Genomic DNA, 16,256 nt, shown 5'->3' on the forward strand with positions numbered 1-16,256 from the left:
TTGTCGGTGTGGTTATTGTGAAAACTTATGTTTTCAAAGCACCAAGGCATATATGGCCTTGGCTATCTCTGTTTGGTCGGGAATTTTGCCTTGATACTAGCATAAACTATTAATGATTACAATCCCTTTTTGTGTTTTTGTATACAGATTTTATAGTGACAACGCTGCCCCGGTTTATCCATGATAAACCGGTTTTTTATTGGAAAGTATTTTTTTGTAAACTGTGGATAACTTTTAGGGCCGGAGTTTGGTTTTTTACCCCAAAAATAACCTAATAACTTAAGTACCAGGCACCTAAGTTATTAGGTTAACGGGTCGTAGGAAGCCAGTTCTTCGGGGGTTTCCTGTTGAAGCAGTTCAGATAAAGGGACCACCTTATACCCTTGCTCCCGAAGACCTTTCAGCAGCAAAGGAAGGGCCTGAACTGTTTTGGTTCTGTCAAGGCGCCCGTCATGCAGTAAAATGATATAGCCGGGTTTAATCTTATTTAATACCCGATTGGACATTTCCTCGGGCGTTGTGGCAGCACGGTTTTCAATGGTCACCGTCCAGAGAATTTCCTTCATGCCCAGGGAAGATACCGCTTCTTCAACATAATCTGTGGTTAAACCTTTCGGAGAGCGAAAATATTCGGGGACGGCGCCTGTTACATCAATAATGGTTTGATAGCCCCGTTCAATTTCGACATATGCTTCCTCCGGAGTCAAATCGGTAAGCCTGGGGTGCGTCATGGTATGGTCGCCTACTTCATGACCTTCAGCAACGATTCTTTTGGCTATTTCGGGGTAGCTTATGACGTTATTTCCTACCATAAAAAAGGTAGCCGGTGCTTGAAATTCCTTTAAAGTATCAAGAATGGGAACGGTATAGCGGGGGTCCGGACCGTCGTCAAAGGTGAGAGCAACAATTTTATCCTCTGTCACTTTACGGTACACTGCTTTGCTGCCCAGGGCGACTTTAAGACCGGCGGGACTAATGATTGACAAGCAAAATAAGACTATGATGAAGGAACCGAGCACGATCTTTTTCAGACCGGAGAATAACACAGCGCCACCCCCTTTAAAATAACTATACGATAACTAATTAATTCGGCAACACCTTTAAATTGCCTTTAGGTAAAAAATAATTTACAAATCTCGATCAGTTTTGCTAAAGAAAATGATGTACCCACACGAAAAAATATAAAAAACAGAGGAATTTTTAGGTAAAAGTAGAATATTTTATCCAGCAACGTGGCACGGAGGTGATTTATGCGGCGGGTGTCAATAGTAAATGTAAAACCCGGAATGAAAGCTGGGCGCCCGGTTCGAAACGGCAACGGGCAGGTGCTTTTGAACACCGGAGTCATACTGAACGATAGATACATAGCACGCTTAAGGTCATTGGGGATCCCCTCGTTATACATTGATGACGGCTTTTTACCGGACATTCAAGTGGACGATGTCATACCCGAGGAGATCAGAATAAAGGCCGTCAAGCAGGTGAAAAACCTGCTGAAGGCTCACGCCAAGTCACTGGGGGATAACGTAAAAGAGTCTGAAAAGGTCTATTCCACCATTAGTGAAATTATTGACCAACTGCTGAACAACCACAATTTGATGGTGGAGCTGGTGGACATAAGGTCCATGGATGATTATGTTTTTGCTCATTCAGTAAATGTTTGTGTTTTGGCGCTTATGACAGGAATTTCTCTGGGCTATGAGCGCCCCAAACTGTTTCATTTAGGAATGGGTTCCCTGCTGCACGATATTGGAAAGGTTCTTGTGCCGAAGGAAATTTTGAACAAACCGGGGCCATTAACGGAGGAAGAATACAATATCGTAAAGAAACACCCGGAGTATGGCCTTCAAATACTCAGCAAGAATCCCCAGGTGAGCAGTCTATCCCGCATGGTGGTTTACCAGCACCACGAACGTTACTGCGGTACAGGCTATCCCCAGGGATTAAAGGATTCGGAAATTCACGAGTTCGCCCAGATTACCGGTATGGTGGACATGTATGATGCGTTGACAGTGGATCGTGTTTATCGTAAAGCATTTCCACCCCATGAAGCCTACGAAATGATTGCCGGGGCAGGGGATTACCTGTTTCCTTACCATATCATCGAACCCTTTCTTTCCAATATCGCCGCTTATCCCGCAGGAACCGTGGTGGAGCTGAGTTCAAGGGAAATTGCGGTGGTGATGCGCACAACGAAAGGGTTACCTTTAAGCCCCCGGGTAAGATTATTGTATGATAAAGCCGCAAGGCCGGTAACAACATTGATTGAATTAGAACTTTCGGATTATCGCAACGTGGTGATCAGCCGCGTTTTGGATGAACTGGAAAGTTTGGCAGGAGACCAGGCAATGACAAATAGAACGCAATTTGTAAATCCCGACTGAGCCAGGATTTTTATATTAACGTAACATTTACATTTATGGTATAAAATTAATTAAAGCAAATAAATTAAATGTTTCGTCCATACTATAATTGTGGGGAGGTCGATAGAATGAAACAATGGAGAAGCATTGCTGTTTTAACGTTAGCCCTGGCTTTTTTGTCCGGCATTATGTTTGCAGCCGGGTGTACTTTGATTAAAGATATTTCGCCAAAGCAAGACACGGGACGGCAGCAGCAGGGTGTGGCGGATGCCGGCATCCCCGGCGTAGGCCCGGACACCATCGCCAATATCGTGGAACAGGCAGGGCCCGCCGTGGTAAAGATCAACACGGTGGTTGAAGTGCAAGGGTACAATAATAACAATCCTTTCTTTAACGACCCGTTTTTCCGCCAGTTTTTCGGCGTCAGCCCGGAACCTCGCTACCAGAGTGGTCTAGGGTCAGGATTTATTATTTCTAAAGACGGCTATATCCTGACCAATGAGCATGTCATCGACGGTGCCCAAAGGATCAACGTTCTGGTAAAAGGGCATAAAAAGACCTACCAGGCCAAACTCGTAGGCGCAGATCCTTCTCTTGATTTGGCAGTCCTTAAGATTGAGGGCAAAGACTTCCCCACCCTCCCCCTGGGGGATTCCAACCGCATCCGGGTGGGCAACTGGGTCATTGCCATCGGCAGTCCCTTCGGACTGGAGGATACTGTAACCATCGGCGTTATCAGTGCTAAAGAACGCCCCCTGGAAATTGACAACCGGATCTTTGAACATTTGCTGCAAACCGACGCTCCATCAACCCGGGCAACAGTGGCGGGCCGTTGTTGAATTTGAACGGAGAAGTCATCGGCATTAATACCGCCATCAACGCCCAGGCCCAGGGAATTGGCTTTGCCATCCCCACCGGTACCGTCAAGGAAGTGCTGGATGAATTAATCCAGCAGGGGAAAGTAAAACGACCCTGGTTGGGTGTGCAAATCCAACCGGTGACCCCGGACATTGCCAATTATCTTGGGTATGAAGGGTCGGCAGGGGCGGTTGTTTACGGAGTTGTGTCCGGAGGGCCGGCTCAAAAGGCGGGCATTAAGGAAGGAGACGTCATCCTGAGCATCGACGGCAGCAAAATTGAAAGTCCGGATGATTTAATTAAAATCATGCAGAAAAAGAAAGTGGGAGCACAGGTGGAAGTGGAATTATTCCGCCAGGGGAAAACAATCAAGGTCCCGGTGCAAACCGCTGAAAGGCCGGTAGGATAATGATCAGCAGGGCACAAAAGTGTCCTGCTGATTATTTTTACGGTCTTTTAAATATAATATTTTAAAAGGTAATAGCATAAGAGAACTGCAGTTAACATGTGCCTGTGAATACGCTAAAAAATATACGTCCCAACAGGCATACCCAATGGGCATACCTACGGGCACAAGCAAGCAAGCAAGCAGACAGGTAAGCCGGTCAAGTTTTTCCGGTGAGCAGACTAAAGACGGAGGTATACCCATGGAAGTGCTGTTTCATTACGGCCGCCAGGCCGTACCCATTCAAATAAAGGACCACAACGTTGCCGGTATTGTCGGGCCTGACCTGCCAGCTGCCGGCAACCGGCGGGAAGAAATTGAAAAGTCACTTGCCAATCCCATCGCAAGCCCCGGTCTGCAAGAGATTGTCCGAAAAAAAAGACCGGACTCCATTGCCATACTGGTGACAGATATCTCCAGGCCCATTCCTTATCAGGAACTCTTAGAAGCTGTCCTGAGAGAAATTTTGGCAGGCGGCGCTCGAAAAGAAGATATTTTTTTTATGATCGCCACCGGAGCCCACAGGCCAAATACGAAAACAGAAATCCACGAGGTGTTTGACAGCCTGGCAGACCGGTACTCATTCATGAACCATGACTGCGACAGGGACCTGGTTTACCTGGGGACGTTAACAGGTGGAGCAGAATTGTACGTAAACAAGCGGGTAGCCGGAGCCGGCATGGTGATAACAACCGGGTGCATCCTGCCCCATAATCTCGCCGGTTTTTCCGGAGGACCAAAACTTGTTATGCCCGGGGTGGCGGGTAGAAAGACCATCGAACAAAACCACAGCATGATGACCGGCCAGGGGGTTGGGCCCGGTAAGACGATGAACAACCCCATTCAAGACATGATCATGGAGGCAGCCCAAAGGGTTGGGGTGGATTTCAGTGTGAACGTGATACTGAACGAGCAAAACGAGATCGTTAAATGTTTTGCCGGGGAGCTTAAGAACTCCTGGCTGGCAGGAAGCAGGTTCTGTCAGGATATTTACCGGCAAACACTGCCCGGTCCCGAGGAAGTGGTGATTGCCGGCGCAGGGGGATACCCCAGGGACTTAAACCTGTACCAGGCCGCCAAGGCCCTGGTAAACGGCGCCAGGCTGGTGAAACCCGGGGGAACCGTTGTGCTGCTGGCTCAATGCCAGGAGGGCCTGGGAGAACCGTTGTTCCAACAATGGATGGAACAGGGAAAAACACCGGAAGATGTTGTGCGGCGGTTTGAGGAACAGGGATTTGTACTGGGTGGCATAAGGCCTACGTAATTTGCAATGTAATAAAAAATAAAGAAATGATCCTGATTTCTGATTTAGCCAAAACCAAAAATCCGGTACCACTTCTAAAAAATGCCGGGGACTGGGAGACTGCGGAGAAAATGATTATCCAAAGGCACGGGCCAAATTACCGGGCATTGATCGTACCATTTGCCGGCCTGGTGTTCCCGCTTTCGGGCCAAGAGATACCGTCCAACAAGTAACGTTTTAAAAGCTCCTGCCTGGAGATAATCACCCTTTTGGGAACCAGTTTGTTCCACTGGCGCCGCAGGTGGGCAAAACCGCCGGGATGAAGCAGGAACAGCAGCCATCGCTGGTACCAGGCCACGACGGAACGAATGCCGGGAGGCAGGTCGTAAACAGAGAATCCCAGTTGGGAAGTCCCCCTGTGAATCATGGTAATGCCAATCAGGGCTTTAATCCCCTGGTAAGAGGGGTCCTGGGATACGGTCTTGGCCAATAGGGGGAGCGAACGCCTGGTTTCCCGAAGCAGCATAATTCCTACAAGCTCCAGGGAACGTGCTGTGGCAGTGATTCTTTGCAGAAAATCATTATTCAAATGAAGCTCCCCAATCTTATCCCCGGGAACCAGTAAGGTACCGTCCGGCAATTCCGTCACCTGGCCCCGGTAATCCCGTACCGCCAGGCGAAACAGGTTGTTGTCCTCGCCACCAACGGGTTTTAGTCCTGCCAGGCGGTCAAAACAAAATTCCCATGCCTGCCACAGGCTGCGCAGGCCTTTCTTCAACATACCTGCATCCTGATAGGCAAAGAGTTCATCCAGGCTGACAGGCCGGAGCCCTTTTGCTTTCAGGGATTCCAGAATTGCCGGCAGGGCTTGCACCATCCTGGCAGGGCCGTCATCCACTGCGCCTGGCTTGGTGCAGCGGTCATGAAAAACAATTACGGACCCGGCTTTTGTTTTACGGGCAACGATACCTTGAATTCGGTTCGGAGATAAGCAGGGGCGCCAATCCCAGCTCATGAAAGACCAGAGGACGGTCTTTTGCCGTGTAAACCATAGATACAAATAAGTAGGCAGATTAAAGACCCCCCAGGAAGGGCGGAAAAACAGCGGGGCTTTGCCGGTAATGTCTTGGATTGCTTGGACCCCTTTTTTTATTTCCTGAATGGAAGACAGGGGATCCTGCAGCCAAACAAAACGATGGTTGTAACCGTGCGTCCCCAGGCTGTGACCTTCCGCTATTATTCGCTTTACCAGGTCGGGATATTGTTCCGCATGTTTGCCCACCAGAAAAAACTGGCCCTGGCCTGATATTTTTTTAGGATATTCAGCACCTGGGGGGTATAGCAGGGATCAGGACCGTCATCAAAGGTCAGGGCTACCGCGCCGGATTTTTTATTCCCCCGGTTGAGCGTACCAAGGTGCAGCAGACGACCCAAAATCGTTGGCAACAGCATGTAGAAAAATATGAAGAGGCCAGCCACTTCAAAAACATTGAACGACATTTTTATCTCCCCTGGTTTAGTAAAGTCTGGTCGAAAGGATAGAATAAATAAAAGAAACCCATTCCCGCCAGGATAAAAGCACTCAGGTAGATGGCTCCCACCGGGTGGAGCCAGCCGGAAATGACACCGCCCAGCATGGGACCTGTGGCAATGCCAAGACCCTCCAGGGTGGTAAAGATCCCCCAGCCTGTGGCCTGGTGTTCCGCCGGTATGACCCTGGCCAACAGGGAATTCCAGGCGGGCAATACGATGGCGTAAGAAAGCCCCACCAGAATGACTAAAGTAATAATTACGGGCAATTCCCTGGTTAAAGGAAAAAGGGACAAAAATAAAGCGCTCAGCAGAAAACCGGCAGTTAAGACTTTCTTTAACGGCAACCTGTCTACCAATTTACCCATGGGCACCAGAAAAAGGACGGTGGCAGCGCCCCTGCCGTTAATAACAAACCGTACTGCCGGGAGGTTAATCCCAGGATGCCGGTGGCATATAAAGAGGATGGGCAGCAACAGGCTCGCAGCTAAGGTTTGTAAAAACATCCCGGGCAGTAGAATTTTGATTACCATAGGGTCGGTGGCCAGTCGCTTGAACTGATCCGGCAGCGAAATCCTTATACAGCCGGTTTTGGCACGCAATGGAATCAGCAGACCTATGACCAGGCAGAGAGCCCAGAAAACGATCAGCAGTTGAAAGGCAGGGCGAAAGCCGGCGGATATAACAAAATTAATGCCCACGGGACCGGCTCCGGCGCCCAGCAGCCAGGCGGAGAAAACAACCCCCATTCTGGCTGCCCGGTTCGGGTGATCCGTGGGGGCAACCGTGCTGATGACGGCCAGCCACACCGGTGCGAAACCCAGACCGAACAGGCCGGCCAGAACCAGAATGACCCAATTGGCCTGCTGGTGATAGATTCCCAGCAAGGAAAGCAGACTCAGGCTCAAACCCATTAACAGCACCGGTTTTCCCCGACGGTCCAATTGGCAGCCGGCAGCTGCTTTAAAAAGTGTTTCCGTAAAGTAATGGGCGGATAAAACCACCCCGGCATTCACCACTGAAAAATTTAAAAAATTCACGGCGTAGAGGGGCCAAAAGGTAAGAAAAAAGGCGCTTCTGGTTAATTCAGTTAGAAATAGTAACAGAATTAAGGCATAATCCTGCCGGGATAAACGGTTTGAATTTAACAATGCATCCTCTCCCTTAGAAGACTACCGAAGCCATAATAACACCAATCACAGCACCTGCCACTACCTCGGACGGTGTGTGGCCAATCAATTCTTTCAATGCTTTGACGTTTTGCTGCCCGTCCTGGCGGCCCATCTCTTCCAGAATTTGGTTCAATATTTTGGCGTGAATACCGGCGGCCCGGCGAACCCCCATGGCATCGTACATAACGATGACGGAGAAGATCGCTGTGATGGTAAAAAGAGAAGAGGACCAACCGTAGCTTAACCCGGCGGCCGTGGCCAGGGCTGTCACCATGGCGGAGTGTGAACTGGGCATGCCCCCGGCTTCAATAAATCTTTCCCAGTGCCATTTTTTGCTTTTCAAACTGGCCAGCAGCCCTTTGAGAAGTTGGGCCGTCAGGAAAGCCGAAAGGGGTGCAAAAAGGATTTTATTTAAATATAACCAGTAATATAGTTCTGACAAACATATTCACCTCAAGACAAGACTTTACAATCTATATTTATTATGATATTCTCTGCGCTTGATGTAAATCCTTGCTAGAAGAGAATAATCAGAACTTTGTTGTTAATAAATGCCAACCATGATTCAAATATTTGACAATGCTGGAAAAATTATTAGTCTTTATCAAAAAATACCTTCCTGTTATGATACTAAGAGGGGTCACACCCAATAATCAACAAAACAGGAGGTATTATGACAAAAAGAAGATGGACAACCCTGGGATTCCTGTTTCTTTATCTTTTTACCTTTTCTTTTATGTTTTTTCCGACGCCTGCTGGCGCCAGGCAGCCAAAACCCGTAGTAATGGGCTATTATGCAAAGGACTGGTATACCGATTATGAATCCTATAACTCCCTGGAAAAATATCACAACCATCTGGACTTTGCGGCCACCTTCACCGCCCGCATCACCAGCGACGGTGAGTTAACGGTGGATTTTCTACCCACAGAGGGAATCAACCTGGCCAAGAAAAAGGGCGTGAAACCCCTGCTGGTCGTACATAACATGCACAATGGAATGGATACCGCCTCAGCCTCCGCAGTCCTGGGAGATCCCAAGAAAAGATGGCGATTGGCCGTAAATATTGCCTCGTTAGTTAAAAAACATGGCTATGCAGGGGTCAATATTGATTTGGAGGCGGTACCCACCTGGAATAGAAACGATTATAATAAACTTTTATGGGAATTAAAGGGGCTGCTCAAACCAGGCGGTTATCTTTTAACAGCGGCGGTCCCGGCGAAGAACAGTCCCCAGTGGAACAACAGCTGGTCCGGTGCCTATGACTACAAAGAGATTGGACAGGTATGTGATTACGTCATGCTGATGACCTATGACGAGCACTGGTTTGGCGGGCCCCCCGGTTCCATAGCGTCCCTGCCCTGGGTGCAGAGCGTACTGGACTACGCCGTAAGCCAAATGCCCTCCAATAAAATACTTTTGGGCCTGGCCGCCTATGGCTACGATTGGTCCTCCGGCAAGACCCGGGGTGTTAAATGGAAAGATGTCAACGGCCTGGTGCAGCGGACCGGAGCGGAGATCCGGTGGGACAATGCCAGCAGTTCCCCCTATTTTTACTACTGGACGGGTTCCCAGAAACACCAGGTTTGGTTTGAAAACAAATACAGCATTGGCATTAAACTAGGTCTGGTAAAATCCTATAAACTGGGCGGTATAGGGATATGGCGAATGGGCTTTGAAGACCATACCCTCTGGAATACTGTACATAGTAAACTAAAGTAAACCGTTGGGGGGCCAAGAGGCCTCCCTGACTCTTCTTATTTTGCTCCTTCATTTCTGGTAACCGCCAGCAGGTAAATCTCCTGATCGATTTTGGCCATTTCGTTTAATTGGGCCTGGACATTGTTTAGGGCATTGATTTGTTCCTCTGATAAAGGCGCTATTTCCAAACCTTCGGTGTTGATGTCAACCATGTACTCTCCCTCCTTTGGTGACTATTGTTCCCGGGCTGTCATAAAATATTAAAAAAACCTTGCCTTGGGGAATCGCCGGAATTATAATAAAAATGACACTGATAACCATTATCTCTTATCACTTTGGACCGGTTTGGAGGGAATAGCGGTATGACACTGGATAAATGCAAAAGAGGGCAGAAAATTAAGATTATGCACATTTCCAATGAAGTAATCAGGTCACAGGCCATCCGGTTTGGCATCGCAGAAGGAACCGTCGTTACCTGTGAAGAGGTGGTTCCGGCAGGCCCGGTGGTGGTCGGCATGTGCAAACAGCAAATTGCCATCGGTCGGAAACTGGCGAAAAGTATCGGAGTTCAACCGGTTGGTTAGTAAATAATATTCCCGAGGTTATTTTTATATGGTTAACAAGCATTTCCAGCGGGAGGGTGTAACCGGCAAGAACATTGTTCTGGTGGGCAACCCTAATGTAGGAAAATCAGTTTTTTTAATTACTTAACCGGGCGCTATAACGATGTGGCAAATTTCCCGGGCACCACGACAAACGTAATATGCGGACGCAGCGGCCAGGATGCCGTCACTGACACCCCGGGAGTTTATGGATTGTCCTCATTTAATGAGGAAGAAAAAATTACCCGGGATATTGTTTTACATGGGGACATTTTGGTAAATATCGTTGATGCGGTTCATTTGGAGCGGGATTTATTCCTCACCAAGCAGCTTATCGATACAGGCCTGCCGGTGCTGGTGGTTTTAAATATGATGGATGAAGCGGAACACCAGGGGATTAAAATCGATCTCCGGGTGCTGAGGGAACTCCTGGGTGTGCCGGTCCTTGCCACGGCAGCCGTCGAGGGGAGAGGGATGGCTCAGCTTAAAGAGGCCATCCGCAGTGCCAGGGCTGGACGCGTGCTGCCGGCGGTGCAGGAAAAACTGGCAGAACTTCCCGCTGACATACCCCACCCCGAAAAACTTCTGATTCTGGAAGGAGATCCCGTTGTTGCTGCCAGGTTTGGCGTTGACCCGGGAAAATACCGGGAACTGATCTACGGTGCCAGGCGCCAGTGGTCAATGAGTTGGTGGCGATGTCTGTCAAGGAAACCAGACCCGAGGAGGTCTGGGGCCCTGTTCTCAGCCGCTGGATGATCCAGCCCCTTACCGGCATTCCCTTATTGCTCTTGACCCTGTGGGTTCTCTACCAACTGGTGGGAGTGTTTGTGGCTCAAACCGTGGTAGGTTTTACCGAGGGGATTTTAATGGGCGAGTATTTCCAGCCCGCTGTCAGGGCGCTGGTGGACCGCCTGGTGGCTCCGGAATCTGCCGTTAATCAGATTCTTGTTGGAGATTTTGGCGTCATTACCATGACGGTAACCTACCTGCTGGGACTTTTATTTCCCCTGGTGCTGGGCTTTAACCTGGTCCTTGCTTTGTTGGAAGACACCGGCTATTTGCCCAGGATCGCCACTTTGCTGGACCGTATTTTGACCTCCTTTGGATTAAACGGACAGGCGGTGATTCCCCTGGTCCTGGGCTTTGGCTGTGTGACCATGGCCCTTATGTCAACCCGCCTGCTGGGTTCCGACCGGGAGCGCCGTGTCGCCACCATTATCCTGGCGTTGACCGTTCCCTGCTCCGCCCAACTGGCCATTATCGCCACCATGCTGGCAGGGTTGGGACCCGGCTTTGCCGTGGTTTACGGGCTGATCATTTTCAGTGTGTTTATCACCGGTGGCGTTTTGCTAAACCGGTTTGTGCCGGGACAGTCCACCTCGCTCTGGATTGATCTGCCGCCGCTCAGGCTGCCCAAGCCCGGCAACGTTCTGAAAAAAAGCTGGCTTAAGAGCTATGAATTTATTATCGAAGCGGCACCTCTCTTTGCGCTGGGCGCCCTCTGCCTGGGTCTTCTTAACGTTTCAGGCAGCCTGAGCGCCATTGAAAACGCCCTGGTTCCCCTTACCGTAAATTGGCTCGGGTTACCCAAGGAAGCGGCCAGCGGTTTTATTATGGGCGTCATACGCCGGGAATTCGGCACCGCAGGCTTATTTACATTTCCCATGTCAGATATGCAAAAACTGGTGGCCCTGACCACCATTACCCTGTTTGTTCCCTGCATTGCTTCGGCGATGGTTATCTATAAGGAAAGGGGTTGGCGGGAAGGCACCGCCATTTGGGCAGGTGTCATTGCTGTGGCCTTTTTCATCGGGGGGCTGGTAAACCAGCTGTTGAATTTATTTACCACCACCCTGCCGGCGGCGTCCCCGCTAACCATGTTAGCCGGTGCCATTCTGCTGGGGTTGGCCTTTTTACTGGGGGTTAATTGGCTTAAGCCTGCGAAATAAAGTTGGGAACCCTGCCATTTCTACTTTAAGCATAATCTACACAGGTGATAGCGTGTTAAAAAAATTATTCAGTATTGTTGTGCTATTTTTATCCATTTTTAGTTTTGCCTCCGGCTCCCGGGCCGGGGAACCGGAGATCGTCGGGGAAGCTGCAGCGGTCATCGATGCCCGGACCGGCAAGTTATTATACGGGAAAGAAGAACATAAAAGAATGTACCCGGCCAGCACCACCAAGGTCCTGACGGCACTTGTGGCCATGGAGCGGGCCAGGCTTGATGACGTGGTAACCATCGGCCCCAATCCCATCACCGCCGGGGGCACTTCCATGTGGTTCGTGGAAGGGGAACGGCTGACCATGGAAGAGCTCCTTTACGCCCTGATGTTGAATTCCGCCAACGATGCCGGGGTGGCCATTGCGGAGCATATTGCGGGTTCGGTTGAGAATTTTGCGGAACTCTCCAACAAAAGAGCGAAAGAAATAGGGACCGGCGACACCCATTTTACCAATCCCCACGGGATGCCGGACGAAAATCATTATTCCACTGCCTACGACCTGGCCTTGATCGGCCGGGAAGCCATGAAAAATAAAGATTTGAGGAAAATTGTTGCTACCATTCACCATGAAGTTCCCAGGACCGACCCGGAAGCTCAAAAATACTTGTTTAATCACAATAAACTGCTCTGGAGCAGGATCTACGGCTACAAAGGCGCCACCGGCGTCAAAACCGGCTACACCGTGGAAGCCGGCCAGTGTATTATCGCCTCGGCGGAAAGGGACGGGCGGGAACTGATTGCTGTGGTTTTGCGCAGTGAAGGGAGTAATTTGTGGACCGATGCGGCAAAATTACTGGACTACGGTTTTGCCAACTACACCAACCGCCAGCTGATTTACGGCGGCAACGTGATGGCCAACCTGCCTGTAAAATACGGTAAAACCAAGGTGGACCTGGTGGCCGACGAAGATTTTTTTACACCTTTCCCAAGCAAGGGGCCGGCGGTGTACAAGTTGTCACAGAACCCGTGAAAGAGATTTCCGCCCCGGTGAACAAAGGACAGGTGCTGGGAGCAGTGGTGATTCGGAGTGGCCAGGAGGAACTGGGCAGAGTGGATTTGGTGGCAGCCGCGGATGTTCAGCGGGACTGGCTAGCCCTTTGCCAAACTTTCCTGAAATGGGTTGGGCCACCGCTGCTGTTTCTTGTCTGGATCAGGCGGCGGGTGGTTCTTAACAGAAAAAAGAGGAAAAGAGAAGCCCGGCGCCGGCAATACTACAATTATGGCAGTGAATAAGCACATTGACACTCCCAGTAAAAAACAATATACTGGAAAAAAGTAGCCGGGTGGTGTTATCCTTTGAAGAAGATTATAAATCAAATCGGAGAAAAACTGAGGGCCAAAGAATATAAGTTAACCCCCCAGCGGCAGCAGATTTTAGAAGTGATGCTGGAGAATAAGGAAAAGCATCTCAGTGCCGAGGATGTTTACAATCTTGTCAAAAGAAAGGCGCCGGATGTAGGGCTGGCCACTGTTTACCGGACCCTGGAACTGTTCCTGGAACATGATATCATCCACAGCGTAAATTTCGGCGACGGGCGTAAACGCTATGAATACGGCGACAATACGGACGGCCATCACCACCATCATGCCATCTGCCTGAAATGCGGTAAGATTTTGGAAATTAACGAAGATTTATTGGAAGAGCTGGAAGAACAGGTGGCCAAGGATTATAACTTTTTCGTTACGGACCATGAACTGAAGATATATGGGCACTGTGGCGAATGTAAAGCGTAGAAATTAAGGGCTGCTGATAAGCAGTCCTTTTTTATGTACGCCCGGCATGTCTGCCGAGAATTTATACCGGGAAAAGAAGATTTGTTAAGCGTTAAAAACCCCGTAAGCCATGGCCTGCGGGGTTTTTATATGTTTATTTACTTGTTTTTTTACTGTTGCCTTTCATGCATTTTGAACAAGAGCCGGAACAACCGCCGGGAATGGGTTCCCGGCACCTGGGGCAAATCAGGGTCAATTCTACAGGGCAATTGCAGCGGGGGCAGGTTTTGGTTGTACAACAAGAATTTTTATCTGCGGGCTTCATCAGGCTGCACCCTTTGAACTGGCATCGCGGCGCACGCCTTGCTTTTTCGAGAGTCTTACAGCGATCACCACCAGGGCCGCCAGGGCTAAAACAGAGGCGATAACCGCAAACACCTGCGTCGGGGTGGAAACTCCCAGCAGGTTTGACAATTGAGCGACGATACCTCCGATCAGGAAGGCAATTACCCAGGTGCTGAGCCACATCAGAGCCGCTTCCTTCTTGCTGCGTTCTTTAAACATCACCAGGATGGAGGCGATGCAGGGAACAAACAGGGTAATGGTAATTAAGGCAACCACTGTCTGAATGGGGGCAAGGGTCATATCCGCCAAACCTGCGGCGCCGAAATCTCTCCGCACAACCCCCATAATGAAGGCGGTGGCAGCTTCCTTGGGCAAACCAAGCCAGCCGACGGTAAGGGGTGCCAGGGCGTTTTGCAGCAGGGTAAGAATACCGGTAACCTGAAAAGTACTGATTAGCAGGGCGCCCAGGGCAAACAGCGGAAAGGCTTCTTTTAAGAATTGGTACGATTTGATGAACGTCTTGGTTAAGACATTGTCGATCCTGGGCAGCCGCAGGGGCGGTAAATCAATCAACAGGTCGGAGGACTGGCCGGATATCAACGTATTCATTAAAGTGCCGACCACCACCAGCACCGCCAGGATCACCAGGGCATAAAGGGCAACGAATTCAGGACCCACCGCGGCCAGCATACCGGCAATGACGCCCAACTGGGCAGAGCAGGGAATGGCTAAGCCTAAGAGAAAAATGGCAATGCGTCTTTCCCGTTCGGAACCCAGCAGGCGGGTGGTAATGGTGGCCATGGTCACACAACCCAGGCCAAGAATCAACGGAATCACCGCCCGGCCGTTTAATCCGATGCTGGTTAACACTCTGTCTACCAGGGTGGCCAGACGGGGCAGGTAACCGGAATCCTCGAACAAGGAAAGGAAGAAGTAAAAGCCTACCACCAGGGGCATCAATAACCCCAGCACATAGGTGAAGGTCATGGTCAGCAGGCCGAATTCCCCGACTAAAATAGTTCCCAAAGTGGAATCTTCACTGATAAAGTTGCCGACCAGGGAGCGCACAGCCGGTTCATATTGACCGATCATGATGGTCTCTTCGGTCAACCCGACCACCGTACCGGCAACAAAGACGCCGATAATTTGATACATGGCATAAAGGGCCAGCAGCAGAATCGGCACCCCGGTAAGGGGTTTAATCATGGCGCTGCTGAGGGCATTGCCGAAGGCGGTTGATTTGCTGATCTCCTTCACCACATGATTGACCAGTTGGTTAACCCGCTGGCGGCGGTGCAGGTAAATTTCTTCCCGCCGGTTGGCAGGTTCCAGCCCGTGCCTGGCAGCCACAGTGGCATCCCCCTCCAGGATCAGCAGGCTTCGCCGCGGCTGCCGACCCTGTTCACCAGCTGATCCAATTCCTTTTGCAAGGAAGGATCAGAGTGACCCTGCCGGGCCTGCCAGATGGTTTGCTTTACTTCTTCTAACCCTTGTTTTTTAATGGCCACCGTTTGAATGACCGGAACTCCCAGCAGTTGGCTCAGCAGGGCATAATCAATTTTAATCCCCTGTCTTTCAGCCTCATCCACCATGTTCAATGCCACGATCACCGGGACTCCCGTATCGATCACCTGTTGGGTCAGGAACAAATCCCTCTCCAAATAGACGGCGTTTACCACGTTGATAACAACGTCTGCTGATAAGATTACATCCCGGGCGACTCTTTCTTCGTCATTAAAGGACGAAATGCCATAAACCCCGGGGGTGTCTATGACAACGTCGCCTTGATAGAGCCGTGGGAAATTTCCAGCGTGGTGCCGGGGTAGTTGGAAACATCAACATACATGCCGGTCAGGTAGTTAAAGAAGACGGATTTTCCCGCATTTGGGTTGCCTGCCAGAACAATGCGCCGGGCCCCTTCCGGGATATCTATTTTTATATTGCATCCGTGGCAGTGGGACATATGACTCACTCCTTTTATGGTTGATCCATAGTAAGTTCACTGGTATTTTGTGATTGGTTGACCGGGTGGTGTCCTAATTCAGACTGACAGCGATTGCCTTTGCCAGCTGCCTGCCAAGGGCAATCTGCTGGCGGTTCTTACGAATAACGATGGGACCCGCCGGAACAACTTCCTCGCAGGTGAGCCATTCACCCTCAGCAATGCCGAAGCGAATTGCCTGGGCCCTTACAGTTTCATCGGGGATACAGTTGATTTTAAAACATTGTCCCCTTTTTATGCGGTCCAAAGTCATATCCAACACTCCTTTACATGAAGATGAA

The 16,256-nt window shown here is 50.0% G+C and carries 13 protein-coding genes and 4 pseudogenes; 9 read left to right on the plus strand and 8 right to left on the minus strand.

Annotated features, from left to right (window positions below):
* Nucleotides 1-302: 302 nt before the first annotated feature.
* The gene (locus tag P378_RS06315) at nt 303-1,046 is read right to left on the minus strand and encodes a polysaccharide deacetylase family protein (protein WP_238472961.1); all 744 of its coding nucleotides are present in this window, start codon (nt 1,044-1,046) and stop codon (nt 303-305) included.
* Nucleotides 1,047-1,250: 204 nt separating this feature from the next.
* Between P378_RS06315 and P378_RS06320 the strand changes: the two genes are divergently transcribed.
* From P378_RS06320 to P378_RS06330, 3 genes and pseudogenes are all read left to right on the plus strand, one after another.
* Entirely contained in the window at nt 1,251-2,384 is a 1,134-nt protein-coding gene (locus tag P378_RS06320) for an HD-GYP domain-containing protein (protein WP_099082658.1), read from the plus strand.
* 107 nt (nt 2,385-2,491) lie between these two features.
* Nucleotides 2,492-3,630: pseudogene (locus tag P378_RS06325) on the plus strand (S1C family serine protease).
* 238 nt (nt 3,631-3,868) lie between these two features.
* A complete protein-coding gene (locus tag P378_RS06330) occupies nt 3,869-4,930 on the plus strand; it encodes a nickel-dependent lactate racemase family protein (protein WP_238472962.1) in 1,062 nt (353 codons plus the stop codon).
* A gap of 136 nt (nt 4,931-5,066) precedes the next feature.
* On the opposite strand, the gene P378_RS06335 is transcribed toward P378_RS06330, so the two are convergent.
* The 4 genes and pseudogenes from P378_RS06335 to P378_RS06345 all read right to left on the minus strand — a co-directional run bounded on the left by P378_RS06335 (nt 5,067) and on the right by P378_RS06345 (nt 8,053).
* Nucleotides 5,067-5,924: a YkoP family protein gene (locus tag P378_RS06335; protein ID WP_420795977.1), complete on the minus strand. Its 858-nt coding sequence runs from the start codon at nt 5,922-5,924 to the stop codon at nt 5,067-5,069.
* Between the two features lie 117 nt (nt 5,925-6,041).
* Nucleotides 6,042-6,409: pseudogene (locus P378_RS21215) on the minus strand (polysaccharide deacetylase family protein); the annotation flags it as partial.
* Nucleotides 6,410-6,411: 2 nt separating this feature from the next.
* On the minus strand, nt 6,412-7,590 hold the full coding sequence (locus tag P378_RS06340; protein WP_238472965.1) for an MFS transporter: 1,179 nt from the start codon (nt 7,588-7,590) through the stop codon (nt 6,412-6,414).
* Nucleotides 7,591-7,603: 13 nt separating this feature from the next.
* Entirely contained in the window at nt 7,604-8,053 is a 450-nt protein-coding gene (locus P378_RS06345) for a divergent PAP2 family protein (protein ID WP_099082659.1), read from the minus strand.
* A 231-nt stretch (nt 8,054-8,284) separates the two neighbouring features.
* On the opposite strand from P378_RS06345, the gene P378_RS06350 reads away from it, so the two are divergent.
* The gene (locus P378_RS06350) at nt 8,285-9,331 is read left to right on the plus strand and encodes a glycosyl hydrolase family 18 protein (RefSeq protein ID WP_099082660.1); all 1,047 of its coding nucleotides are present in this window, start codon (nt 8,285-8,287) and stop codon (nt 9,329-9,331) included.
* A 35-nt stretch (nt 9,332-9,366) separates the two neighbouring features.
* Here the strand turns inward: P378_RS06350 and P378_RS19440 are convergent, their stop codons facing one another.
* On the minus strand, nt 9,367-9,522 hold the full coding sequence (locus P378_RS19440; RefSeq protein ID WP_180261004.1) for a hypothetical protein: 156 nt from the start codon (nt 9,520-9,522) through the stop codon (nt 9,367-9,369).
* A 150-nt stretch (nt 9,523-9,672) separates the two neighbouring features.
* Here P378_RS19440 and P378_RS06355 point away from each other — a divergent pair, with 150 nt between their 5' ends.
* The 5 genes and pseudogenes from P378_RS06355 to P378_RS06370 all read left to right on the plus strand — a co-directional run bounded on the left by P378_RS06355 (nt 9,673) and on the right by P378_RS06370 (nt 13,649).
* Nucleotides 9,673-9,894, plus strand: a complete 222-nt coding sequence (locus tag P378_RS06355) for a ferrous iron transport protein A (RefSeq protein ID WP_099082661.1) — start codon at nt 9,673-9,675, stop codon at nt 9,892-9,894.
* Between the two features lie 28 nt (nt 9,895-9,922).
* A pseudogene (gene feoB / locus P378_RS24030) lies at nt 9,923-11,861 on the plus strand (ferrous iron transport protein B).
* Between the two features lie 52 nt (nt 11,862-11,913).
* Nucleotides 11,914-12,885 carry a D-alanyl-D-alanine carboxypeptidase family protein gene (locus P378_RS06365; RefSeq protein ID WP_238472966.1) on the plus strand — a complete coding sequence of 324 codons (972 nt, stop codon included), beginning with the start codon at nt 11,914-11,916 and terminating at the stop codon, nt 12,883-12,885.
* Nucleotides 12,882-13,148, plus strand: a complete 267-nt coding sequence (locus tag P378_RS21220) for a hypothetical protein (RefSeq protein ID WP_238472967.1) — start codon at nt 12,882-12,884, stop codon at nt 13,146-13,148. Before P378_RS06365 ends, P378_RS21220 begins: the two co-directional genes overlap by 4 nt.
* Before the next feature lie 63 nt (nt 13,149-13,211).
* Entirely contained in the window at nt 13,212-13,649 is a 438-nt protein-coding gene (locus tag P378_RS06370; RefSeq protein WP_099082662.1) for a Fur family transcriptional regulator, read from the plus strand.
* Between the two features lie 303 nt (nt 13,650-13,952).
* Here the strand turns inward: P378_RS06370 and feoB (P378_RS06380) are convergent.
* Nucleotides 13,953-15,936: pseudogene (feoB, locus tag P378_RS06380) on the minus strand (ferrous iron transport protein B).
* A 73-nt stretch (nt 15,937-16,009) separates the two neighbouring features.
* Complete coding sequence (locus P378_RS06385) at nt 16,010-16,228, minus strand: FeoA family protein (protein WP_099082664.1); 219 nt, start codon at nt 16,226-16,228, stop codon at nt 16,010-16,012.
* Nucleotides 16,229-16,256: the final 28 nt, after the last annotated feature.

The sequence above is a fragment of the Desulforamulus profundi genome, assembly GCF_002607855.1.